The 21,256-nt window shown below is 72.2% G+C and carries 18 protein-coding genes; 8 read left to right on the top strand and 10 right to left on the bottom strand.

Annotation, left to right across the window (positions count from 1 at the left end; translation table 11 throughout):
- The first annotated feature begins 167 nt into the window (after window positions 1-167).
- Window positions 168-1,154, top strand: coding sequence for an alginate O-acetyltransferase AlgX-related protein (locus ACTJK8_RS14210; protein WP_012320490.1), 987 nt, complete (start codon window positions 168-170; stop codon window positions 1,152-1,154).
- A gap of 189 nt (window positions 1,155-1,343) precedes the next feature.
- Here the strand turns inward: ACTJK8_RS14210 and ACTJK8_RS14215 are convergent, their stop codons facing one another.
- The gene (locus ACTJK8_RS14215) at window positions 1,344-2,090 is read right to left on the bottom strand and encodes a YebC/PmpR family DNA-binding transcriptional regulator (protein ID WP_012320491.1); all 747 of its coding nucleotides are present in this window, start codon (window positions 2,088-2,090) and stop codon (window positions 1,344-1,346) included.
- A gap of 229 nt (window positions 2,091-2,319) precedes the next feature.
- Between ACTJK8_RS14215 and ACTJK8_RS14220 the strand changes: the two genes are divergently transcribed.
- The gene (locus ACTJK8_RS14220; protein ID WP_024829250.1) at window positions 2,320-3,360 is read left to right on the top strand and encodes an SDR family oxidoreductase; all 1,041 of its coding nucleotides are present in this window, start codon (window positions 2,320-2,322) and stop codon (window positions 3,358-3,360) included.
- A gap of 334 nt (window positions 3,361-3,694) precedes the next feature.
- On the opposite strand, the gene ACTJK8_RS14225 is transcribed toward ACTJK8_RS14220, so the two are convergent.
- Genes ACTJK8_RS14225 through ACTJK8_RS14240 form a run of 4 tightly spaced genes read right to left on the bottom strand, consistent with a single transcriptional unit; the run spans window position 3,695 to window position 7,123 of the window.
- Window positions 3,695-4,483, bottom strand: a complete 789-nt coding sequence (locus ACTJK8_RS14225) for an HAD-IA family hydrolase (RefSeq protein WP_012320493.1) — start codon at window positions 4,481-4,483, stop codon at window positions 3,695-3,697.
- Window positions 4,477-5,163 carry a ribulose-phosphate 3-epimerase gene (gene rpe, locus ACTJK8_RS14230; RefSeq protein WP_012320494.1) on the bottom strand — a complete coding sequence of 229 codons (687 nt, stop codon included), beginning with the start codon at window positions 5,161-5,163 and terminating at the stop codon, window positions 4,477-4,479. Before rpe ends, ACTJK8_RS14225 begins: the two co-directional genes overlap by 7 nt.
- A 20-nt stretch (window positions 5,164-5,183) precedes the next feature.
- Window positions 5,184-6,044 (bottom strand): phosphoribulokinase, encoded by an 861-nt coding sequence (locus ACTJK8_RS14235; protein WP_024829249.1) that lies wholly within the window; start codon window positions 6,042-6,044, stop codon window positions 5,184-5,186.
- Between the two features lie 23 nt (window positions 6,045-6,067).
- Entirely contained in the window at window positions 6,068-7,123 is a 1,056-nt protein-coding gene (locus ACTJK8_RS14240) for a class 1 fructose-bisphosphatase (protein WP_012320496.1), read from the bottom strand.
- Between the two features lie 194 nt (window positions 7,124-7,317).
- Between ACTJK8_RS14240 and ACTJK8_RS14245 the strand changes: the two genes are divergently transcribed.
- Both ACTJK8_RS14245 and ACTJK8_RS14250 read left to right on the top strand, forming a co-directional pair.
- Window positions 7,318-8,265 carry a LysR family transcriptional regulator gene (locus ACTJK8_RS14245; protein WP_024829247.1) on the top strand — a complete coding sequence of 316 codons (948 nt, stop codon included), beginning with the start codon at window positions 7,318-7,320 and terminating at the stop codon, window positions 8,263-8,265.
- Window positions 8,262-9,500, top strand: a complete 1,239-nt coding sequence (locus tag ACTJK8_RS14250) for an NAD(P)/FAD-dependent oxidoreductase (RefSeq protein WP_024829246.1) — start codon at window positions 8,262-8,264, stop codon at window positions 9,498-9,500. Before ACTJK8_RS14245 ends, ACTJK8_RS14250 begins: the two co-directional genes overlap by 4 nt.
- A 2-nt stretch (window positions 9,501-9,502) precedes the next feature.
- Here ACTJK8_RS14250 and ACTJK8_RS14255 read toward each other — a convergent pair whose 3' ends face one another.
- The 3 genes from ACTJK8_RS14255 to ACTJK8_RS14265 form a co-directional block, all read right to left on the bottom strand.
- Entirely contained in the window at window positions 9,503-10,744 is a 1,242-nt protein-coding gene (locus ACTJK8_RS14255) for an MFS transporter (protein ID WP_024829245.1), read from the bottom strand.
- Between the two features lie 81 nt (window positions 10,745-10,825).
- Window positions 10,826-11,731 carry an amino acid ABC transporter substrate-binding protein gene (locus ACTJK8_RS14260; RefSeq protein WP_012320500.1) on the bottom strand — a complete coding sequence of 302 codons (906 nt, stop codon included), beginning with the start codon at window positions 11,729-11,731 and terminating at the stop codon, window positions 10,826-10,828.
- A gap of 119 nt (window positions 11,732-11,850) precedes the next feature.
- Entirely contained in the window at window positions 11,851-12,486 is a 636-nt protein-coding gene (locus ACTJK8_RS14265; protein ID WP_024829243.1) for a glutathione S-transferase family protein, read from the bottom strand.
- A gap of 196 nt (window positions 12,487-12,682) precedes the next feature.
- Here ACTJK8_RS14265 and ACTJK8_RS14270 point away from each other — a divergent pair, with 196 nt between their 5' ends.
- The 4 genes from ACTJK8_RS14270 to ACTJK8_RS14285 all read left to right on the top strand — a co-directional run bounded on the left by ACTJK8_RS14270 (window position 12,683) and on the right by ACTJK8_RS14285 (window position 17,177).
- On the top strand, window positions 12,683-13,063 hold the full coding sequence (locus ACTJK8_RS14270; protein ID WP_012320502.1) for a response regulator: 381 nt from the start codon (window positions 12,683-12,685) through the stop codon (window positions 13,061-13,063).
- 56 nt (window positions 13,064-13,119) lie between these two features.
- Window positions 13,120-15,093 carry an AI-2E family transporter gene (locus tag ACTJK8_RS14275; protein ID WP_440762086.1) on the top strand — a complete coding sequence of 658 codons (1,974 nt, stop codon included), beginning with the start codon at window positions 13,120-13,122 and terminating at the stop codon, window positions 15,091-15,093.
- Window positions 15,094-15,225: 132 nt separating this feature from the next.
- Window positions 15,226-16,845 carry a hybrid sensor histidine kinase/response regulator gene (locus ACTJK8_RS14280; RefSeq protein ID WP_440762087.1) on the top strand — a complete coding sequence of 540 codons (1,620 nt, stop codon included), beginning with the start codon at window positions 15,226-15,228 and terminating at the stop codon, window positions 16,843-16,845.
- Window positions 16,846-16,862: 17 nt separating this feature from the next.
- Window positions 16,863-17,177: a hypothetical protein gene (locus ACTJK8_RS14285; protein WP_012320505.1), complete on the top strand. Its 315-nt coding sequence runs from the start codon at window positions 16,863-16,865 to the stop codon at window positions 17,175-17,177.
- A gap of 51 nt (window positions 17,178-17,228) precedes the next feature.
- On the opposite strand, the gene ACTJK8_RS14290 is transcribed toward ACTJK8_RS14285, so the two are convergent.
- Both ACTJK8_RS14290 and ydiJ read right to left on the bottom strand, forming a co-directional pair.
- On the bottom strand, window positions 17,229-18,119 hold the full coding sequence (locus ACTJK8_RS14290; protein ID WP_440762088.1) for a ketopantoate reductase family protein: 891 nt from the start codon (window positions 18,117-18,119) through the stop codon (window positions 17,229-17,231).
- An 8-nt stretch (window positions 18,120-18,127) separates the two neighbouring features.
- On the bottom strand, window positions 18,128-21,211 hold the full coding sequence (gene ydiJ / locus ACTJK8_RS14295) for a D-2-hydroxyglutarate dehydrogenase YdiJ (RefSeq protein WP_440762089.1): 3,084 nt from the start codon (window positions 21,209-21,211) through the stop codon (window positions 18,128-18,130).
- Between the last annotated feature and the right edge of the window lie 45 nt (window positions 21,212-21,256).

Consider the following 21,256-nt stretch of genomic DNA (forward strand, 5'->3'; position numbering starts at 1 on the left):
CGGCTTGGCGTAGGCGTTGAGGAGGGGCATGACGGGGCCTGCCGGGTGGTGGATGACGCGCGCAGGACTGTGTCGGTCCGCTGCCGCGCCGGCATCCCGCTCCTTGCGGCCGAATTCGATATCCGCGGCGGCCGCCGGGACGGGCGTTTCGCCCCCACGAGTGCGCCATGGCTTCGACTACGCCCGACCACATCCATGTCGGCCAGGACGGTTGGCTGTTCCTGAAGACGGGAACGAACGACGTGCTCGGCCAGTACGAGCGGCCGGAGGAGACGACCGAGCTGATCTGGCAGTGGCGCAGCCTCGTGACGACGCGAGAGCGGCGCCTGCGCGCCCAGGGGATCCTGTACCGCCACGTCGTCGCCCCGGAGAAGCTGATGATCTACGATCACCGGCTCGACGGGCTCGCCATCCGGCCGAGCGCGTCGCCGGCCTACCGGCTCCTCCACAGCGAGCCCCCGGCGGGCCGTTTCCCGGGTCCGGTCGGTCTGTACGCGGCCTGGCGCCGACGGAAGCGCTGGCAGCAGACCTGCATCGACCTGGTCACGCCGATGCGGGCGCAGCGCGACGCGGCCGACCTCTACTGCCGGACCGACACCCACTGGTCCGCCGACGGCTGCTATCTCGCCTACGCGGAGATCTGCCGGGCGCTGGGCGCCGAGCCCCGGCAGGATCTGCGGGAGCGGCCGTCCTTCGAGACCGACCACGACGGCGATCTGGGCAGCGCCTTCGATCCACCCCGGCGGGCGCGCTCGCGCACCGTCCAGATGCAGCAGGACGCGGTCCGGATCTACGGCAGCCCGATCGTCGAAGCCCGGGAGAAGGCCGGCCTGCTGCACACGCTGCATGTCGGTGCGCACGTGATCTACGGGAATACGAAGGCCACCGACCCGCGCCGATTGGCGCTGTTCGGCGATTCCTTCTCTCACGTCATGCCGTACATGCTGACGATCATGCTGGCCGAGACGTTCCGCGAGGTGCACTTCGTCTGGAGCACCTCGCTGGACTGGTCGTACATCGAGCGCGTCCGCCCCGACATCGTGCTGACCGAGGTGGCCGAGCGCTTCATGGTTCAGCTGCCCGACGACACCTTCTCGGTGGAGCGCTACGCGCAGGACCGCTTCGGGGCCGAGCTCGCGGCGGCCGGCACCTGAGGAACGGACGTGGGCTTCAAGACCGTCTCGCGTCCCGGAGCGGGAGCTCCGTCATTCCGGGACTGCGTGGCAGCGCCCGGCATTCAGAACCTCGGCGGGCCCCTTCGTGCCGGGGCTCGCCTGCGGCGCACCGGAATGGCGGTGCGTTCGTCTCACGGGTAGCGAGACCCGGCCGGGCGGCGACGCCTCTCAGGCCTGCAGCTTCGCGACCAGCGCGTCCGACAGGGCGAAGTTGACGTAGACGTGCTGGACGTCGTCCTGATCCTCGATCACCTCGACGAGGCGGATCAGCTTCTCGCCGGTCTCGTCGTCGACGTTGATGGTATTCTGCGCCTTCCAGATCAGGCCCGTGCGGGCGGGCTCACCGAAGCGCGCCTCGAGGGCCTTTGTGACCTCGCCGTAGGAATCCTGGGCGCAGATGACCTCGTGGCCGTCCTCGCCGGAGCTGACGTCGTCGGCGCCGGCCTCGATCGCCGCCTCCAACATCGTGTCGGCATCGGCCACGGAGGCGGGATAGGCGATCACGCCGACGCGGTCGAACATGAAGGCGACGGCCCCGGTCTCGGCGAGGCTGCCGCCGGACTTGGTGAAGGCCGAGCGCACGTCCGAGGCGGTGCGGTTGCGGTTGTCGGTCTGCGCCTCGACGATCAGCGCGGCGCCGCCGGGCCCGTAGCCCTCGTAGCGGATATCCTCGTAGTTCTCGCCGTCGGCGCCGGCGGCCTTCTTGATGGCGCGCTCGATATTGTCCTTGGGCATGTTCTCGGCGCGGGCCGCCAGGATCGCGGCACGCAGGCGCGGGTTCATCGCCGGGTCGGGCGTGCCGAGCTTGGCCGCCACCGTGATCTCGCGGGCGAGCTTGCCGAACACCTTCGAGCGGACGGCGTCCACCCGGCCCTTCCGGTGCATGATGTTCTTGAACTGCGAATGGCCTGCCATGACGGTTCAGACTTTTGTTCGTTGGCGAGGGCGGGCGTGCGGGACCCCGCCGTCGCGGCTGTGAGGTCGCGCCGTATATAGGCCGCCGCCTTCGGACGAAGCAACGCGCCCGCCGCCGTCCGATACAGCGTCGGCGGACAGGCTCGCCCGGACTTCGCAATCCCGTGACCGCGGAAAGAACGGCCGCCTCGGGCGTTGGCGCTGGACTTCACGCGCAGCTGGGAACCCGATGTCGAGCCGGAACGGACGCAGCACGGTCATGGTCACGGGTGCGAGCGCCGGGGTCGGCCGCGCTGTCGCCCACGAGTTCGCCCGGCACGGGTGGAACGTGGGGCTGATCGCGCGTGGCGAGGCGGGGCTGCGGGGCACGATCCGCGACGTCGAGCGGGCCGGAGGCCGGGCCCTGGCCTTCGCGGCCGACGTCGCCGACGCGGAGGCCGTCGCCCAGGCGGCCGACGAGCTGGCCGAGGCGTTCGGCGGCATCGACGTCTGGGTCAACAACGCGATGGTGACGGTCTACGCGCCCGTTCAGGAGACGAGCCCGGAGGAGTTCCACCGCGCCACCGCGGTGACCTATCTCGGCCAGGTGCACGGCACGCTGGCGGCGCTCCGCCACATGGTGCCGCGCGACCGGGGGACGATCGTGCATGTCGGCTCGGCGCTCGCCTACCGGTCGATCCCGCTCCAGGCGAGCTACTGCGCCGCGAAGGCCGCCGTGCGGGGCTTCGTCGATTCCCTGCGCAGCGAGCTGCTGCACGACCGCAGCCGGGTACGCCTGACGATGGTGCAGCTTCCGGCCGTGAACACGCCGCAGTTCGACTGGGCCCGCTCGCGGCTGCCGCGCAAGCTCGAGCCGGTGCCGCCGATCTACCAGCCCGAAGCCATCGCCCGGCACGTCTTCCGAGCGGCGCACGACGCGCCGCGGGAAATGTGGATCGGGGCCTCGGCCTGGAAGGCGATCATCGGGAACATGCTGATTCCGGGCTGGATCGACGGCTACCTCGCCCGGCACGGCTATCGCGGGGAGATGACCGGCGTGCAGGCACAGAAGAACCGCCCCGACAACCTCTACGACCCGGTGGACACCGATCCCGGCGCCCACGGCCGCTTCGACGCCCGTGCGACCGGCGACGTCGCGGCGGTCGATCCCCGCTGGCTCAAGTTCGGGCTCGCGGCCGCGCTCGGTGTCGTCGCCGGCACGATGCTGTTCGCCACCGAGGCGCACGGACGTGCGGATGCCCGCGCCGACCGCCGGCTGGGCCGACGCTAGGACCCGGGCCTTCGCGGGGCCGTCGCGCCGCCGCGAGGGCCTCGCCCACGGGGCCGCGTCGCGCCCCGTGGGCGCGGGGGCCTCTGGGAGGATCCGGTGCCGGTCACGGACCGTCGCGATCCGGTGCGGGGCGCGCTCGCCGGAGGGGCCGCCCTGGGTCTCGGCAGCGGCGCCCGGCCGAAGGCCGGGCCACACGGCAGTCGCGATCGCATCGGGGACGGACGCCCTCTGGCCCGGTCCGACGTGACCGACATCCCGACCCTCTTCCTGAAGCACCCGGACTGGCACGTGATGTACGATCGCGATGCCGATCAGGCGCAGGCGACGGGTCGGGCTACCGGCCGGTGCCCATCGCCTCGAACGGCGCGCTCTGACCGTCCGGCGCTTCGTGCCACCGGATCAGGGCGGCCAGATCCACGACCCCGCCGGGCCACGCGACGCCCGCGAGGTGCCGATGCGGCCGCTCCGGCTCGCCGAGATCCGAGACAGCCGAGAAGGCGCCGTCGAGCCGGTGGCTCTCGGTGTACCGGCTCCGAGTCGCCAGGACCGGCAGACCGGCGGAACGGGCCGAGCTGATGCCGGCGGCTGAATCCTCGAAGGCCACCGCCTCGGAGGCCGGGATGCCCAGACCGGCGAGCGCCAGCAGGAAGACGTCGGGTGCGGGCTTCTTGCGGCTCGCCTCGTCGCCGGCCGCGATCACGTCGAAGGGCGCGGCGCCCGGCGGGAAGTTGGCGGCGAGAAGCCGGTCGACGTTCGGGCGGCTCGTCGTGGTGGCCACGGCGAGCCGGATTCCCGCCGCCCGGGCCTCGGCGATCAGCCGGGCGATCCCGGGACGCAGCGGCAGGCCGTGCTGCGCGACGAGGTCGCCGTAGGCGCGCGTCTTGCGGGCGTGGATCTCCGGCGCGCGCGCGTGGAGCGCCTCCGCGTCCGCCGGGTGCGCGCTGTCGATGAAGTGGGCGAGCCGCTCCTTGCCGCCCATGACGGCCAGCAGGTCGGCGTAGAGCGCCTCGTCCCACCGCCAGGGCAGGCCGAGCTCCGCGAAGGCGCGGTTGAACGCCTGCCGGTGCAGATCCTCCGTCTCGGCGAGGGTCCCGTCGACGTCGAAGATCAGCGCCCTCAGCACGACAGGTCGCGACCGGAGGCGCCCTCCGCGCCCTCGCGGATCGCCGCGATGCGCTCGGCGTAGGCGTCCGGGCCGCCGCTGAACACGGCGTTGCCGGCAACGAACGTGTCGGCCCCGGCGCGGCTCGCGACCTTCACGGTCTCGGGATCGATCCCGCCGTCGACCTGGATGCGGATGTCCCGGCCCGCCACCATGGCGCGCACCCGCGCCACCGATTCCATCGCGCCCTTGACGAAGCTCTGGCCGCCGAAGCCGGGATTGACGGTCATCACCAGCACGAGATCCACGAGGTCGAGCACCGGCTCGACCATGGCGGCCGGCGTACCCGGGTTGATCGCCACGCCGGCGCGCTTGCCGAGGTCGCGGATGGTCTGAAGCGAGCGGTGGATGTGCGGCCCGGCCTCGGCGTGGACCGTGATGCCGTCGGCGCCGGCCTGCGCGAACGCCGCCAGGTACGGATCCGCTGGCGCGATCATCAGGTGCACGTCGAAGTATTTCTGGGTGTGGGGCCGGAGCGCCTTCACCACCGGCGGCCCGAAGGTGATGTTGGGCACGAAATGGCCGTCCATCACGTCGAGGTGGATCCAGTCGGCCCCGGCCGCGTCCACGGCGCGCGTCTCCTCGGCGAGCTTCGAGAAGTCGGCGGACAGGATCGACGGGGCGATGACGGGTGCGAGCATGGGAGGCTTTCGGGATCGGCTCAGGCCAGCCGGCGGCGGCGCTCGACGAGCTGCATGATCATCGGTGTCAGGATCAGCTGCATCGCCAGGTCGAGCTTGCCGCCGGGGATCACGATGGAGTTGGCCCGGCTCATGAAACTGTCGTGAATCATGGAGACGAGATACGAGAAGTCGATCCCCTTCGGGTCCTTGAAGCGGATCACGACCATCGATTCGTCGGCGGTGGGAATCCAGCGGGCGATGAACGGGTTCGACGTGTCGACCGTCGGCACCCGCTGGAAGTTGATGTCGGTGAACGAGAATTGCGGGCAGATGGTCTGCACGTAGTCGGGCATGCGCCGCAGGATCACGTCGGTCACCGCCTCGGTGGAGTAGCCGCGGAACGAGCGGTCCCGGTGCAGCTTCTGGATCCATTCGAGGTTGATCACCGGCACGACGCCGATCTTCAGGTCGGCGTAGCGGGCGATGTCGACGTCCTGATCGGCGACGCAGCCGTGCAGGCCCTCGTAGAACAGCAGGTCGGAATCGGGTGGGAACGTCTCCCAGTCCGAGAAACTGCCCTCCGGGATGCCGTAGACCTGCGCGTCGTGCTGATCGTGGGCGTAGTGACGGGTCCGGCCCGTCCCGGACTCGGCGTAGCTGCGGAACACCGCCTCCAGCTCGGGCAGGAGGTTGGCCCGCGGCGCGAAGTGGGACAGTGTCGGCTCGTTCGCCATCATCGCCCGCATCGTGTCGCGGTCGAAGGCGTGGAAGCCGTCCCCCTCGATGAAGACCGCCCGCACGTCCTCGCGGCGGAAGATCTGCTCGAAGGTGTTGCGCACCGAGGTGGTCCCGGCCCCGGAGGAGCCGGTCACCGAGATGATGGGGTGCCGCGCCGACATGCCTTTACGACTTCACGGTGCGGTTATGACCGCATCAGGCCGCGCTGGCCGAAGAGCGGCGAGCGGCCGGCATCGGGCTTGCCGCCGGCATAGTAGGTGGCGACGCACGTCACCTCCTCGGTGGAGCCGCAGACCAGCGGCGCCCGCTCGTGGATGCCGTTGGCCACGATGTCGAGGATGCGGGTCTGGCCGTCGGTGGCGGCGCCCCCGGCCTGCTCGACCAGCATCGCCACGGGGGCGACCTCGTAGAGCAGCCGCAGGCGGCCGCGGGCGTAGTTCTTCCGGGCATCGCCCGGATAGAGGAACACGCCGCCGCGGGTCAGAACGCGCTGGATGTCGGCCACCAGGGAGGCGAGCCAGCGCATGTTGTAGTCCTTGTCGCGCGGCCCCTCGGTGCCGCGCTGGCAATCCTCGATATAGGCCTTCACCGGGGCGTCCCAGTGCCGGGCGTTCGAGGCGTTGATGGCGAACTCCTTGGTGGAGGGCGGCACCGACATGGCCGGGCTCGTCAGTTTGAACCGGCCCTCGGTACGGTCGAGCACGTAGGACTGGGTGCCCTCGCCGAGCGTCAGGATCAGCGCGGTGGCCGGGCCGTAGGTGACGAAGCCCGCGGCGATCTGCGTCGAGCCGGGGGTCGTGAACGAGGCCAGCGGGTTCGCGGGATCCTTGATCGACGGCCGGATGCCGAAGATCATCCCGACGGCCATGTTCACGCCGATGTTGGAGGAGCCGTCGAGCGGGTCGATGGCGACGGCCAGAGGCGCGTCCGGGTTCAGGCGCATCACCTCCTCGGCCTCCTCGGAGGCGACCTCGGCGACCGGGGCGCCCCGCAGCGCCGCGGTCACGCTCTCGTGGGCGATGACGTCGAGGGCCTTCTGGACGTCGCCGTCGCTGTTGTGATCGCCGGCCGCCGCGAGGTCGCCGCCGAGCGCGCCGCGCCCGATGCGCTCGCTGATCTCCACCGCCGACCGCCCCACGGCCGCGACCACCGCGGCGGCGTCCTTCAGCGCCGGATTGGCGTCCACGGCCTGCGCCAGGCAGGTCTCGAGGGGGGTCCCGATCGCCGCTGAAATTGCCATCGGCCTACTCCTCCTGCTCGGATCCCGTCCGCCGGGATCGCGCGTTCCGCGCCGGCTCTGTAGCGGCCGCCTCGCTGCCAGGATAGCGGTCTCTGCCGCCGGATCGACAGGAACCCGCGGCCGGGCCTTCAAGATTTCTGTGCGATCTTGTGCCATAGGACGAAAAAAACGAGATGTCCGCCGAGAAATCCGCCATGCGCAACCTCTCCCTCAAGCAGCTTCAGGCGGTCGCTGCCGTGGCCCGCCTCGGCACCATGACCCGGGCTGCGCAGGAGCTGAACGTCACCTCGGCCGCCCTCTACGCGCGCATCCGACAGCTCGAGGAGGAGGCCGGTCTGCTGCTGTTCGACCGGACGCCGGGCGGCCTCAAGCCGACGGATGCCGGCCGCGAGATGCTCTGGGCGATCGACAGCATCAACACGGTGCTGGAGACCTGCACCGACCGCCTGCGCACCCTGCGCGGCGCGGAGGGCGGGCGCGTGGCACTGGGCGTCGTCTCCACCGCCAAGTACTTCGCCCCGCAGGTGATCGCGGGCTTCGTCAAGAAGCACCCCGGCGTCGAGATCAGCCTGTCGGTGCGCAACCGCGGCCAGACCGTGGAGGCACTCCGCGGCTACGAGATCGACTTCGCCCTGATGGGCCGCCCGCCCCGGGACTTCCCGATCGAGGCCGCCACGTTCGGGCCGCACCCGATCGTGCTGATCGCGCCGCCGGGCCATCCCCTGGCGGGCAGGACCGACCTGAACCGCGAGGACCTCGCCGACCAGCCGTTCTTCCTGCGCGAGGAGGGCTCGGGCACCCGCATGGTCTTCGAGGAGTTCATGAGCGGCGTCCTGGTCAAGCGGGCGCCGCTGGACATCGACACCGGGTCGAACGAGACCATCAAGCAGGCGGTGATGGCCGGGCTCGGGATCGCGCTGCTCTCGGTGCATTCCGTGGCGGCCGAGCTGGAGAGCGGGCGCCTCGTCCTCCTCAACGTCAGGGGCCTGCCGATCCGGCGCGACTGGTACGCGGTCCGGCGCGCCGACAAGGTGCTGGGTCCGGCCGCCTCCGCGGTCTGGTCCTACCTGATGTCGGAGGGCGCGCGCAGCCTCCCGGGCGTCGCCCAGAGCGGTCTCGTGCCGGCGGGAGCCAGGGCGTGAGCGCCGGCGTCGTCGTGGCTGGGGCCGGGCAGGCCGGCTTCCAGCTCGCCGCCTCCCTGCGGGAGGGCGGGTTCGGGGACCCGATCACCCTGGTGGGCGACGAGGCCGCCCTGCCCTACCAGCGGCCGCCCCTCTCGAAGGCCTACCTCGCCGGCAAGACCGACCAGGAGGGCCTGTTCCTGCGCCCGCCCGGCTTCTTCGCCGAGCACGCCGTCGCGCACCGTCCGGGGCTCCGCGCCGTCGCGATCGACCGGGATGCGCGCCGCCTGCAGCTCTCGGACGGCACCGACCTCCCTTACGACCACCTCGTGCTCGCCACCGGCGCGCGCAACCGCCCCCTGCCGGTCCCGGGCGCCGAACTCGCGGGCGTGCGCCAGCTGCGCGGCCTCGCGGATGCCGACGCCCTCAAGGAATCGCTCGCGACGGCCCGGGCCATCGTGGTCGTCGGGGCCGGCTTCATCGGGCTCGAATTCGCCGCCGTCGCGGCCGCGCGCGGCCTCCCGGTGACGGTGATCGAGGCGGCCGAGCGGCCCATGGCCCGGGCGGTCTCGTCCGAGATGGGCGCGTTCTTCCGCCGCGCCCACGCGGCGATGGGCGTGCGCTTCGCCTTCGGGGCCGGCGTGACGGCGATCGTCGGGCGGGACGGCCGCGCCGCCGGCGTCGCCCTGGCGGACGGACGGGAACTCGCGGCCGACCTGATCCTCGTGGGGATCGGCGTCCTGCCGAACCGGGAACTCGCCGCGGAGGCCGGCCTGCCGGCCGAGGACGGCGTGCGGGTCGACGCGTTCCTGGCGACGCCCGACCCGGCCATCTCGGCGATCGGCGACTGCGCCCGCTTCCCCATCCCCTTTGCCCGCGGGCTGACGCCGGACGGGACGGTGCGGATCGAGTCCGTGCAGAACGCCATCGACCAGGGCCGCTGCCTCGCGGCGCGGCTCACCGGCAAGCCCGCCTCCTACGGCGCGCTGCCGTGGTTCTGGAGCGACCAGGGTCCCCACAAGCTGCAGATCGCCGGCCTGTCGGGGCCCGGCGATGCCAGCGTCGTCCGCGGGACCGGCGACGCCTTCTCGGTCTTCCGCTTCCGCGACGGGCACCTGAGCGCGGTGGAATCCGTCGACCGGGCGGGCGACCACATGATCGCGCGGCGCCTGCTCACGGCCGGAACGCCGCTGACGCCCGACCAGGCGGCCGATCCGGACTTCGACCTGAAAGGTCTGGCGCTGCGGCGGCCCTGACCTCAGCCGGGGAACGCCACCGGCGCCGGCTTCTGCCGCAGGGCGATGGCCGTGGCGATCCCGAGCGCCAGGATGGTGACGGCGCACCCCAGGAGCGCCCCGAGCTGGCCGAGCCGGAGCAGCGCCTGCCCGATCACCGCGACGCCGAGCGCCTGACCGCAGAAGAACGAGAAGGCGTGGAGCGCCACCGCGGAGGCGCGGGCCTTGGGCGCGACCTCGGTGACCTGCGTCTGGTAGGTGTTGTGCAGCATGTAGAAGCCGAGGCCCATGGCGGTGAGCGCGGCGCAGTCGACCTGCCAGGAGCCCGCGAGCCCGACCACGGTGAGCGATGCGCCGCAGATCAGCCCGCCGCCGATCAGCATCCGCGGCAGGCCGAGCAGCCGCACCAGCAGCCCGACGAGCGCCGAGTAGAGCAGGCCGCCGACCGCGAACCCCGCCAGGACCAGACCGGCCTCGCGCGGGCCACCCTCCCCCCGCGCCTCGATCAGCGGCGCGAGATGCGGGAACACGCCGAAGATCGCGATCGCCTCGATGAACACCGCCGCAAACAGCACCCGCGCCCGCGGATTGCGCAGGATCGTCCGGTAGCGCGTCACCGCCTCGCCGAAGGCGGGGCGGCGGGCCGGGGCCCGGCCGGCCCGGTCGAAGCCGAAGACGGTCGCCGCACAGGCCAGGGCCGCCACCGCGGCGGTGACCGCGAAGACGCCGCGCCAGCCGATCGCCGCCTCGATCAGGCCCGCGAAGGTCGAGCCCGAGAGCTGGCCGAGGATCACCGCCACGAGGAAGCGCCCGATCGCCACCTGACGGCTCTCCATCGGCACCCGGTCGCCCAGGAGCGCCAGCGAGAGCGGGATGCAGCCGCCCGCGGCCGCCCCCGCCAGCATGCGCAGGCCGAACAGGCTGCCGATATCCGGCGCGACGCTGCACAGCGTCAGCGCGACGGCGAGCACCGCGAGGCAGGTGCTCATCACCCGCTCCTTGCCGAGCGCGTCGCCGATCGGGCCGAGCACCGGCTGGATGAAGGCGTAGGGCAGCGCGAAGGCGGTGGAGAGGAGCGCCACCGTGTGGGCGTCGCTCGCGAGATCCCGCGCGAGCACGCCGACCAGGGGCTCGACCGAGCGGAGCGCGAAGGTGCTTCCGAACCCCGCGCAGGCCAGCACGAGGATCAGCCGCGGGATCGACGTGGCCGGCGGCGCGGAGACGGCCGCACGGGACGAGAGAGCCGGCTCTGTGCTGTCGGTCATGGCACGCTTCGCGACGCGGGCGGGATCAGACTCGCGGCATCGCATCTCCCTCGCCGGAGCGGAACCCCGCCGCGCGACAGATCAGTGCGCGTAGAACGCGGGATCCGAATTGTCGGTCGGGTGCGCGAAGGCCCAGCGCAGGGCCGACGACAGCGGCACGTTGTAGTTGAGGCCGCGCGGCGGCACGGGCCTCAGGAACCAGCGGTCGTACAGCGCCGTGATCTCGGGGCTCCGGTAGAGATCGGCCGTCGCCCGGTCGACCACCGCCTTGAAGGCCGGATCGTCCTTGCGCAGCATGATCCCGTAGGGCTCCGGGTTGGACAGGGTCTCCTCGCTGACCACGTAGGCGGCGGGCTCCTTGGACTGGGCCGCGATCACGCTGAGTTGCACGTCGTCCATGACGAAGGCCGCCGCCCGGCCGGTCTCGACCATGAGGAATCCCTCCGGGACGTCCTTGGCGGCGATCACCGTGATGCCGAGCTTGCGCTCGTTGTTGGCCTTGATCAGCATCAGGATGTTGGTCGAGCCGGCGACCGACGAGACCGTCTTGCCGCGCAGGTCGTCCAGGCCGGCGATGTGCTGGTCCTTGCGGGACACGAAGCGGGTCGCCGTCAGGAAGTGCGTGTTGGTGAAGTCGACCTGCTTCTTGCGCTCGGCGTTGTTGGTGGTCGTCCCGCACTCGAGATCGACCGTGCCGTTGGTCATCAGCGGGATGCGGGACGACGAGTTGACGAACTCCATCCCGACCTCGAGGCCCGGCATCTTCAGCTCGCGCTTCACCGCGTCGGCGATCCTCAGGCAGATGTCGACCGCGAAGCCGACGACCTTCTGGTTCTGGTCCAGGTAGCTGAACGGCGTGGCGGTATCGCGCACGCCGAGGACCAGCCTGTTGTTGTCGTGGATCTTCTTGAGCGTGCCGGTGAGCTCGGCGGACTCGGCAGGGGCGGCGAGAAGGAGCGCGGCGAGGAGGGGAGCGAGCAGACGCATGGGCCGACGGGTTCCGGACGCGCGAGGGGGCCGCCCGGCGGAGTGAGCCGGCGGCGGGAGACCGGACCGCGCGCCGGAACCGCCCCCCGGCCCGAGCCCCAGCAAGAGTCCGGCCGCGCTCAGGCGGGCGCGGCCGCCTGGTGCGCCTCGGCGAGCTGCGCGTCCGCGGCCGCGACCTTCCGGGAGGCCGGGCGGGACCGGATGCGCTCCACGTAGGCGCTCAGCACCGGATCGGGCGCGACGAGGCCGAAGCCCGTCGTCCAGCCGAGGGCGCCGCCCCACAGCACGTCGGCGGCGCTGAAGCGCGCGCCGAGCAGGTACGGGCCGGGCGTCAGGGCCTCCCTCACCCGCGCGATGACGCTGTCGTAATCGGCGTAGGCCGACATGGCGCGCGGGCCCGGCTCCCGCTGAAGGTACCGGTCGATCACCGCCGGCTCGAAGCAGGAGCCGTAGAACACCATCCAGCGCAGGTAGGTGGCCCGGTCGGGCTCGGTCGGCGCCGGGGCGAGCCCCGCCTCGGGGAACAGGTCGGCGAGGTAGAGGTAGACGGCCGCCTGCTCGGTCACCAGGGCGTCGCCGTGGCGGATCGCCGGCACCTTCGCCATCGGGTTGACGGCGCGGTAGGCGTCCTGGAGATGCTCGCCGGCGCGCATGTTGAGCGCGTGCAGCCGGTACGGGACGCCGAGTTCCTCGAGCAGCACGCGCACGCCCGACGAGCGGGTATTGGGCGAATGATAGAGCTCTATGTCAGGCATACTGGCCGTTCCGTCCCGTCCGAGGATTGTCGATTCGTGGGCGTGCACGCTCTTACCGGCGAACCGACGGGTCAACCGCGGACCGGAGCGCCACTTCTCCAGGGACCGGAATCGCGGCAGGAACGTTGGGCGATTGTGCGTTGCCGCGCGTTGGGCATCCGGCCGGCACGACGCGAGCCGGGGGTTACGAGTTCTGATGGCGAAGATTCTGCTGGTCGAGGACCACGAAGAGATCTGGGATTTCCTCTCCCGGCGCCTCAAGCGGCGCGGCTACGAGGTGATCCTCGCGCATGACGGCGAGGCCGGCGTCCGGCAGGCCCGCTCGGGCCAGCCCGACGTGATCCTCCTCGACATGAACCTGCCGGTCCTCGACGGCTGGTCGGTCGCCCGGACGCTGAAATCCGGCACCGACACGCGGGCGATCCCGATCATCGCGCTGACGGCCCACGCCATGTCGGGCGACCGCGACAAGGCGATCCAGGCGGGCTGCGACGACTACCACCCGAAGCCCGTCGATTTCTCGAAGCTGCTGAGCCAGATCAGCGCCGCCCTGGGCGAGACCGCGCAGGCGAGCTGACCCGCGGCGGACGCGCGACCTGTGGCCCCGAGACCCGATGTGAGTGGAGCGTGTCCGTGAGCGAGGATCCCGTCACTGCCCAGCGCCTGCGGCAGGGCCTGCCGATCTTCGTGGCGCTGGCGTCGATCCTCCTCGTCGTCGCCACGATGGCGGCCCTGTACCTGGCGCGCGAGATCCTCGTGCCGGTGACGCTGGCGATCCTCCTGAGCTTCGTCCTCGTGCCGGCGGTGCGCGTGCTGCGGCGGCTGCGCGTGCCCCGCGCCCCGGCGGTCCTGCTGGTGGTGGTGATCGTCTTCGGCGCCCTGTTCGGCATCGGCAGCCTGATCGCCAGCGAGGCGTCCCAGCTCGCCTCCGACCTGCCGCGCTACACCCAGGTGATGCGCACCAAGATCAAGGATCTGCGCGGGGCGACGGCCGGGACCGGCACGCTCTCGCGGATCGTCGACATGGTGCAGGATCTCAGCGCCACCCTGCAGCCGCCGCCGGCCGCGGAGGTCCGCGGCGAGCCCGGATCGCGCACGCATCCCCTGACGGTCGAGCTCACCCCCGCCCGCGCCAGCGTCGTCGACACGCTTCAGACCTTCGCGGGCCCGATCCTGCACCCGCTGGCCACGACGGGCCTGATCCTGATCTTCACGATCTTCATCCTGCTCCAGCGCGAGGACCTGCGGAACCGGGCGATCCGGCTCGCCGGCGGCTCGGGCGATCTGCGGCGCACGACGGCGGCGATCGACGACGCCACGAGCCGGCTGAGCCGCTTCTTCCTGGCCCAGCTCGCCCTCAACATCGCCTTCGGCCTCGTCATCGGCCTCGGACTCTGGGTGATCGGCGTCCCGAGCCCGACCCTGTTCGGCGTCCTCGCGGCGATCCTCCGCTTCGTGCCCTACATCGGCGCGGCGATCAGCGCCCTGCTGCCGCTGATCCTGGCCGCCGCCGTCGATCCCGGCTGGAGCATGGTGATCGCCACCGCGGCCCTGTTCCTCGTGGTCGAGCCGATCTGCGGCCACGTGGTCGAGCCGCTGCTCTACGGACACTCCACCGGCCTCTCGCCGGTCGCCGTCATCCTGGCGGCGACGATCTGGACGTTCCTTTGGGGGCCGATCGGCCTCGTGCTGGCCACGCCGCTCACCGTGTGCCTGGTGGTGCTGGGCCGGCACGTGGAGCGACTCTGGTACCTCGACGTGCTGCTCGGCGATCAGCCCGCGCTGTCGCCGCCCGAGATCTTCTACCAGCGCATGCTGGCCGGCGACCCGGTGGAGGCGATCGACCAGGGCTGGCAGTTCCTGAAGGAACGCGCCCTCGTCACCTACTACGACGAGGTCGCCCTCGCGGGCCTGCTGCTGGCGCAGGAGGATCTGTCGCGCGGCACCCTGGACCGCGCGCGGCAGGAGGAGGTCGGCGCGGCGATCCGGACGGTGGTGGACCGCCTCGGCACGGCGCCGGTCGGCCGCCGTTCCCGGCGGGGATCCGGCCGGGGGCCCGACACCGAGACCGCGGCGGCACTGGCGGCCGTCGGACCCGACCGGAAGGTGGCCGGCATCGTCCTCGAGCGCGAGGACCTCGCGCCGAACTGGCGCAGCGCGACGCCGGTCCTGTGCGTGTCGAGCCGCGGCCCGTTCGACGAGGCGGCGACGCTGATGCTGAGCCAGATCCTCGCGCGCCACGGGCTGGCCTCGCAGATCCTGTCCATGGCGGCGATCCGCGCCGGGGAGCGGCCCGAGAACCCGGACGGCCTCGCGCTGATCTGCTTCTCCTACCTGGAGCCGGTGAGCCTGTCGCAGATCCGGTTCACCGTCCGGCAGGCCCGGGCCGCGGTGCCGGGCGTCCGCATCATGGTCGGCTTCTGGCGGGAGCGCGATCCGGCGACGCTGGAGCGGCTGCGCCGGGCGACCTCGGCGGATTTTCTCGTGACGTCGCTCAACGAGGCGCTGTCGGCGGTGCTGGGCGCCTGCCGTGAACCCGCGCCGCCCCGGCTCGTCCCGGCGCCCGTGGGCACGCCCTCCGAGGCGGTGCGGCCCGCCGCGGCATGAGCTCGTCGCGCGACACCGCCGCTGGGGATACAAGGTCGACTTCGGCCGTCCGGCCGCTAATCTCGCGCACGCATTTCGTGATCGACCGCGCGCAGAGGTCTTTCCCGGCCTGGAAGGTGACGACCGCCTCGCATGTCTGAGACGCCAGAAACGCCGCCCTCCGGGCCGAGTCCGCCGATCCGGGACAGCGCCCCGAGCGACATCAGCGACCGCAAGAGCGACATCTTCTTCGCGGCCGTCGAGACGACGCGGATGCCGATGATCGTCACCGATCCGCGCCAGCCCGACAACCCGATCATCTTCGCCAACCGGGCATTCCTGGCGATGACCGGCTACACGCCGGAAGAGCTGATCGGGCGCAACTGCCGCTTCCTCCAGGGTCCCGACACCGATCGCGACAGCGTCGCGCAGGTCCGCGCGGCGATCGCCGAGAAGCGGGAATTCGCCACCGAGATCCTGAACTACCGCAAGAACGGCTCGACGTTCTGGAACGCCCTGTTCGTCTCTCCGGTCTACAATGCCGACGGCGAGCTCGTGTACTACTTCGGTTCGCAGCTCGACGTCTCGCGCCGCCGCGACGCCGAGGAGGCGCTGGGTCAGGCCCAGAAGATGGAGGCGCTCGGCCAGCTCACCGGCGGCATCGCGCACGATTTCAACAACCTGCTGCAGGTGATCGTCGGCTACGTCGACATCCTGGCGGCCGGCCTGGAGAAGCCCGACGCCGACCGCGCGCGGCTCGGCCGCGCCACCGAGAACATCCGGCAGGCGGCCGAGCGCGCCACGACGCTGACGCAGCAATTGCTGGCCTTCGCCCGCAAGCAGCGGCTGGACGGACGCGCGGTCAACCTCAACACCCTGATCGAGGGTATGGGCGAGATGGTCGCCCGCTCGGTGGGCGAGGCCGTGAAGGTCGAACTCGATCTCGCGCCGGATCTCTGGAACTGCCGCGTCGACCCGACCCAGGCCGAGGTCGCGATCCTGAACGTCCTGATCAACGCCCGCGACGCGATGCCGGAGGGCGGCACCGTCCGGATCTCCACCGAGAACAGCGAGGTCGCCTCGCGCGGTCGCGAGATCGGGCCGCTGCGCGACGGCCGCTACGTCAGCATCGCCATCAAGGACACCGGCACCGGCATCCCGCCCGCCGTGCTCGCCCGGGTGATGGACCCGTTCTTCACCACCAAGGAGGAGGGCAAGGGCACGGGCCTCGGCCTGTCGATGGTCTACGGATTCGCCAAGCAGTCGGGGGGCGCCGCGCAGATCGAGTCGGCGGTGGGGGCCGGCACGACGGTGCGCCTGTCGTTCCCCGCGACCGACGGCGACGTCAACGCGCCCGCGAAGGTCTCGCTGCGGGCCGTGGACCGCCAGGGCACCGAGACGATCCTGATCGTCGACGACCGCGAGGACGTGGCCGAGCTCGCCCGCACGATCCTGCGGGACTTCGGCTACACGACGCTGGTGGCGAGCAACGCCCGCGAGGCCCTGGAGATCCTGGATTCGAGCGGGAAGGTCGACCTGCTGTTCACCGATCTGATCATGCCGGGGGGCATGAACGGAGTGCTCCTGGCCCGCGAGGCCCGGCGCCGCCAGCCCAAGCTCAAGGTGCTGCTCGCCACGGGCTACGCGGAGGCGAGCCTGGAACGAACCGATATCGGCGGCTCGGAGTTTGATCTCCTGAACAAGCCCTACCGGCGCACGGAGCTAGTCCGCCGCGTCCGCGCGATCCTCGACGGTCCGACCGGGGTAGGCTGAGCTTCGGGAGACGGCCCATGTCCCAGGGCGACAAGTCGAAATACACCGACAAGCAGAAGCGCAAGGCCGAGCACATCGCCGAGTCGTACGAGTCCCGCGGCGTGCCGGAGAAGGAGGCGGAGGCCCGGGCCTGGGCCACCGTCAACAAGGACGACGGCGGCGGCAAGAAGCCGGGCGGATCGGGCCGCGGCAAGGCCACCGGCCACCCGGCCGCCCACAAGGGCGGCGCGTCCGGCGGCAAGGCCTCGGCCGGGCGGACGGCCGCGGAGCGCTCCGCCTCCGCCCGGAAGGCCGCCGCGACCCGCAAGGCCAACGCCGCCGCGCGGGCGTGACCGCCCGCCGCGGACCGGGCCGCCGACGTCCATGCCCGTGCAAGGACGGCCTCAGTCCCGCCGCTCGGCGAGCTTGACCAGCGCGTGCAGCAGCCGGTTGACCGGCGTCGGGATCCCGTGCGCCGCGCCCCTGCGCACGATCGTGCCGTTGAGGTGGTCGATCTCGCTCGGCCGGCCGCGGGCCAGGTCCTGGGCGGTGGACGAGCGCTGGCCGGCCATGGCGGCGCTGAGCGCCATCACGTCGTCGAGGATGCGGGGCGACACCGACACGCCCTCGGCCTCGGCGACGCGCGCGCATTCCTGGACGACGTCGGCGATGACCGCGGTCACGCCATCGCCCTCCACCAGGCGGCCGTAGGGCAGCTGCGTCAGGGCCGACAGGGCGTTGTAGGCGCAGTTGATGATCAGCTTCGCCCAGAGCGCGTCGACGGCCTTCGCCGAGACGGTGGTCGGGATGCCGGCCGCCGCGAACGCGGCGGCGACGCGCGCGCTCGTCCCCGACGCGCCGAGGATCAGGTCGCCGCGCCCGTTGTGCCGGACGTGGCCGGGGCCGGCCATCGCGGTGGCGACGTAGACCGCCACCGGCACGACCGGGCGGCCCAGCACGGCGGCGAGCCGCTCGGCGTTGTCGACGCCGTTCTGGAGGCTGAGGACCGTGGCGGCCGGATCGAGATGGCGGGCGATCATCGCGCCCGCCGCCTCGGTGTCGCCCGACTTCACGCAGACCAGCACGAGGTCGGCGCCCGACACGCCCGCCCCCGCATCGGTCGCCCGGACGGGCACCGAGGCCGTCCCGGCCGCGCTCTCCAGCACGAGACCGGCCTTCTCCACCGCCTCGACCAGGGCGGGACGGCCGATCAGCGTCACCGCGTGGCCGGCCCGCGCCAGGAGAAATCCGTAGTAACAGCCGACCGCGCCGGCCCCCACGACCGCGACGTTCATGGCGGGGCTCACGGCGCCACCGCCGCGGCGCGCTCGGGATGGAACGGCGCGGCGGCCGCCGCGGCCGCACGGACATGCTCGAGCAGCGCCTGGGCCGGGTGCCGCAGCCGCACGCCGTCGACCAGCTTGGCCTGCGAGCGGCAGGAATAGCCGTCCGCCAGCAGCGTGCAGCCGGGCGCCTCGGCGACGTGGCGGGCCCAGCTCAGGCCGTAGATCGCCTCTGAGGTGGCGCGGTGGCGCGCCTCGTGCCCGTAGGTCCCCGCCATGCCGCAGCAGCCGGCGGCCGGCACTTCGAGCCGCAGGCCGAGATGGGCGAACACGGCCTGCCAGTCCCGCACCGCGCCCGGCGCGTTGGTGCGCTCGGTGCAGTGCGGCAGCAGCCGCAGCGTGCGCCCGCCGTGCCCCGGCGCGATCCGGTCGAGGCGGCCGGCGAGCCATTCCTGCAGGAGGTGGACTTTCGGAAGGTCGCCGCCGAGCGCCTGCGCGTATTCGGACCGGTAGGTCAGCGTCATCGACGGGTCGATCCCGACCAGGGGCACGCCGTGCCCGGCGAGGTCGCGCAGCATCGCGACGTTGGACCGGGCGACGGCGGCGAACCGCGCCAGGAAGCCGTGCACGTGCAGCGGCTTGCCGTTCGGCCGGTAGGGCACGAGCCAGGGCCGGAAGCCGAGGGCGGCGAGGAGCTCGCAGCTGTCGGCCACGACCGCCGCGTCGAAGTGGCTGGTGAAGGCGTCCTGCACCACCAGCACGGACCGCGCGCGCTCCTGCGCATCCAGTCGGGCCAGGGCGTCCGAGGTCGCGACGGCGACGCCGCTTTCCGCCAGCCGCGCCGCGAGCGCGACCGGCGACAGGGCCGGGATCGCGACCAGCCCGGCCCGGGCCAGGATCAGCCGGGCCAGCGGGTTGGCCAGGACCGCGTTGCTCAGGCGCGGCGCCCGCGCCGCCAGCGGCAGCAGCGGCTCCAGCGCCGCCACGAGATGGTCCTTCAGCGGCCGGGCGTAGCGCGTGTGGTAGAGCGCCAGGAACTTCGCCCGGAAGGTCGGCACGTCGACCTTGATCGGGCACGACCCCGTGCAGGACTTGCAGGCGAGGCAGCCGTCCATCGCCTCCTTGACGGCGTGGGAGAAGTCGTCGGCCTCGGACCGGCCGCGGAGGCGGCTCCGCAGGGTCGCCGCCACGTCGCGCAGCCACCCGGCGCGCTGCCGCGCCAGCTCGGCTGCCGGGTCGACCCCGGCTTCCGCCGCGCGGCGCAGCCACTCGCGCATCAGGGAGGCACGACCCTTGGGCGAGTGGCGCCGCTCCCGCGTCGCCTTCCAGGACGGGCACATGGCCTCGTCCGCGTCGAAGCTGAAGCAGGCGCCGTTGCCGTTGCAGTGGAGCGCCGCGTCGAAGTCGTGCCGGACCGGCGCCGGGATGGCGCGGTCCTGCTCGCCCCGCCGCGGCACGCCGTCGATCCGGGTGAGGCCCGCGCCCCTGGCCGAGGCGATCTTGCCCGGGTTCATCCGGTCGACCGGGTCGAAGGCGCGCTTGACCGCCTCCAGCGCCGGCATCAGCGGCCCGAACGTCTCCGGCACGAATTCCGAGCGGAAGCCCTTGCCGTGCTCGCCCCAGAGCAGGCCGCCGTACTTGGCGGTGAGCGCGACCACCCCCTCCGTGACCTCGCGGATCAGGCCGTTCTGGGCCGGATCCTTCAGGTCGATGGCCGGCCGGACGTGCAGCACGCCGGCATCGACGTGGCCGAACATGCCGTAGCGGAGCCCCTTGCCGTCGAGCAGCGCGCGGAACTCCGCGATGAAGTCGGCGAGCCGCTCCGGCGGGACCGCCGTGTCCTCGACGAACGGGATCGGGCGCGCGTCGCCCTTGGCGGCGCCGAGCAGGCCCACCGCCTTCTTGCGCATGGTCCAGAGCCGCTCGATCGCCTCGCCCCGGGCGATGGTGAAGCCGAGGCGCTTGGTGTCGGTGCCGCGCTCGGCCTCCAGCATCCCGGTGAGCCGCGCGAGGGCGGCCTCCACGACGGTCTCGTCGTCGCCGACGAACTCCACGAGGTTGATGCCGTCCACCGGTCGCCCGGCCGGGTCGTCGGGGAAGAAGGCCCGGACCTCGGCCCAGATCGGATCCTTGCGGGCGAGCGCCAGCACGGTCGAGTCGATGGTCTCCACCGAGGCGGCGCCGAAGGGCAGCAGCGCCTGCGCGTCGCGGAGCGCCGCGTCGAAATCCACGTAGGACAGCGCGACCAGGACCGCGGCCTTCGGGATCGGCAGAACGTTGAGCCGCGCCTCGGCGATCAGCGCCAGCGTCCCCTCGGAGCCGCAGATCACGCTCTTGAGGTCGAACCGGCCGGCCGCGTCGCGCAGATGCGCGAGGTCGTACCCGGTGAGGCAGCGGTTGAGCTTGGGAAAGCGCTCGGCGATGAGCGCCGCGTTCTCGGTGACGACGGCGTCGACGGTACGGTGGATCTCGCCGACGCGGTCGTCGCGGCCCTTGGCGGCGGCGAGGCCCTCCGCGTCCAGGGGCTCGGCGGTCCAGACCGTGCCGTCGGTGAGCACGCAGGTCAGGGCCAGGACGTGGTCCCGGGTCTTCCCGTAGAGGCATGAGCCCTGCCCGCAGGCATCGGTGGAGATCATGCCGCCGATCGTGGCGCGGTTCGACGTGGACAGCTCGGGCGCGAAGAATAGGCCGTGCTTGGCCAGCTCCCGGTTGAGCTGGTCCTTCACCACCCCCGGCTCGACCCGGACGACGCGGTTGACGACGTCGATCTCCAGGATGCGGTTCATGTGCCGGGAGGTGTCGACCACGAGGCCGTGGCCCAGCGACTGACCGTTGGTGCCGGTCGCGCCGCCCCGGGGCCGGATCACGATCTCGGAAAAGCGCGGGTCGTCGAGGAGCTTGGCGATGCGCACGAGGTCGTCGCGGGTGCGCGGAAACGCCACGCCCCCGGGCGCCACTTGGTAGATCGAGTTGTCCGTGGAGAAGACCGTGCGGTCGGCATCCGACAGCGTCAGGTCGCCCTCGAAGCCGCGCAGGCGCAGCTCGGCGCAGGCCGCGGCATAGAGCGGCACGGCCTCGGTGTGGCGGGTCAGGACCGGGATCATCCGCGCCTTCTACACCCGACGGATCGCGGGAGACCATCGGCGACG

This window comes from Methylobacterium sp. 22177, from assembly GCF_052045615.1.
GTDB lineage: Bacteria > Pseudomonadota > Alphaproteobacteria > Rhizobiales > Beijerinckiaceae > Methylobacterium > Methylobacterium radiotolerans.

Coding starts and splice junctions, on each gene's coding strand:
- ACTJK8_RS14210 (WP_012320490.1), top strand. CDS start 168: ATGGCTTCGACTACGCCCGACCACATCCATGTCGGCCAGGACGGTTGG.
- ACTJK8_RS14215 (WP_012320491.1), bottom strand. CDS start 2,090: ATGGCAGGCCATTCGCAGTTCAAGAACATCATGCACCGGAAGGGCCGG.
- ACTJK8_RS14220 (WP_024829250.1), top strand. CDS start 2,320: ATGTCGAGCCGGAACGGACGCAGCACGGTCATGGTCACGGGTGCGAGC.
- rpe (WP_012320494.1), bottom strand. CDS start 5,163: ATGCTCGCACCCGTCATCGCCCCGTCGATCCTGTCCGCCGACTTCTCG.
- ACTJK8_RS14235 (WP_024829249.1), bottom strand. CDS start 6,044: ATGTCGGCGCGGCACCCCATCATCTCGGTGACCGGCTCCTCCGGGGCC.
- ACTJK8_RS14240 (WP_012320496.1), bottom strand. CDS start 7,123: ATGGCAATTTCAGCGGCGATCGGGACCCCCCTCGAGACCTGCCTGGCG.
- ACTJK8_RS14245 (WP_024829247.1), top strand. CDS start 7,318: ATGCGCAACCTCTCCCTCAAGCAGCTTCAGGCGGTCGCTGCCGTGGCC.
- ACTJK8_RS14255 (WP_024829245.1), bottom strand. CDS start 10,744: ATGACCGACAGCACAGAGCCGGCTCTCTCGTCCCGTGCGGCCGTCTCC.
- ACTJK8_RS14260 (WP_012320500.1), bottom strand. CDS start 11,731: ATGCGTCTGCTCGCTCCCCTCCTCGCCGCGCTCCTTCTCGCCGCCCCT.
- ACTJK8_RS14265 (WP_024829243.1), bottom strand. CDS start 12,486: ATGCCTGACATAGAGCTCTATCATTCGCCCAATACCCGCTCGTCGGGC.
- ACTJK8_RS14270 (WP_012320502.1), top strand. CDS start 12,683: ATGGCGAAGATTCTGCTGGTCGAGGACCACGAAGAGATCTGGGATTTC.
- ACTJK8_RS14280 (WP_440762087.1), top strand. CDS start 15,226: ATGTCTGAGACGCCAGAAACGCCGCCCTCCGGGCCGAGTCCGCCGATC.
- ACTJK8_RS14285 (WP_012320505.1), top strand. CDS start 16,863: ATGTCCCAGGGCGACAAGTCGAAATACACCGACAAGCAGAAGCGCAAG.
- ACTJK8_RS14290 (WP_440762088.1), bottom strand. CDS start 18,119: ATGAACGTCGCGGTCGTGGGGGCCGGCGCGGTCGGCTGTTACTACGGA.
- ydiJ (WP_440762089.1), bottom strand. CDS start 21,211: ATGATCCCGGTCCTGACCCGCCACACCGAGGCCGTGCCGCTCTATGCC.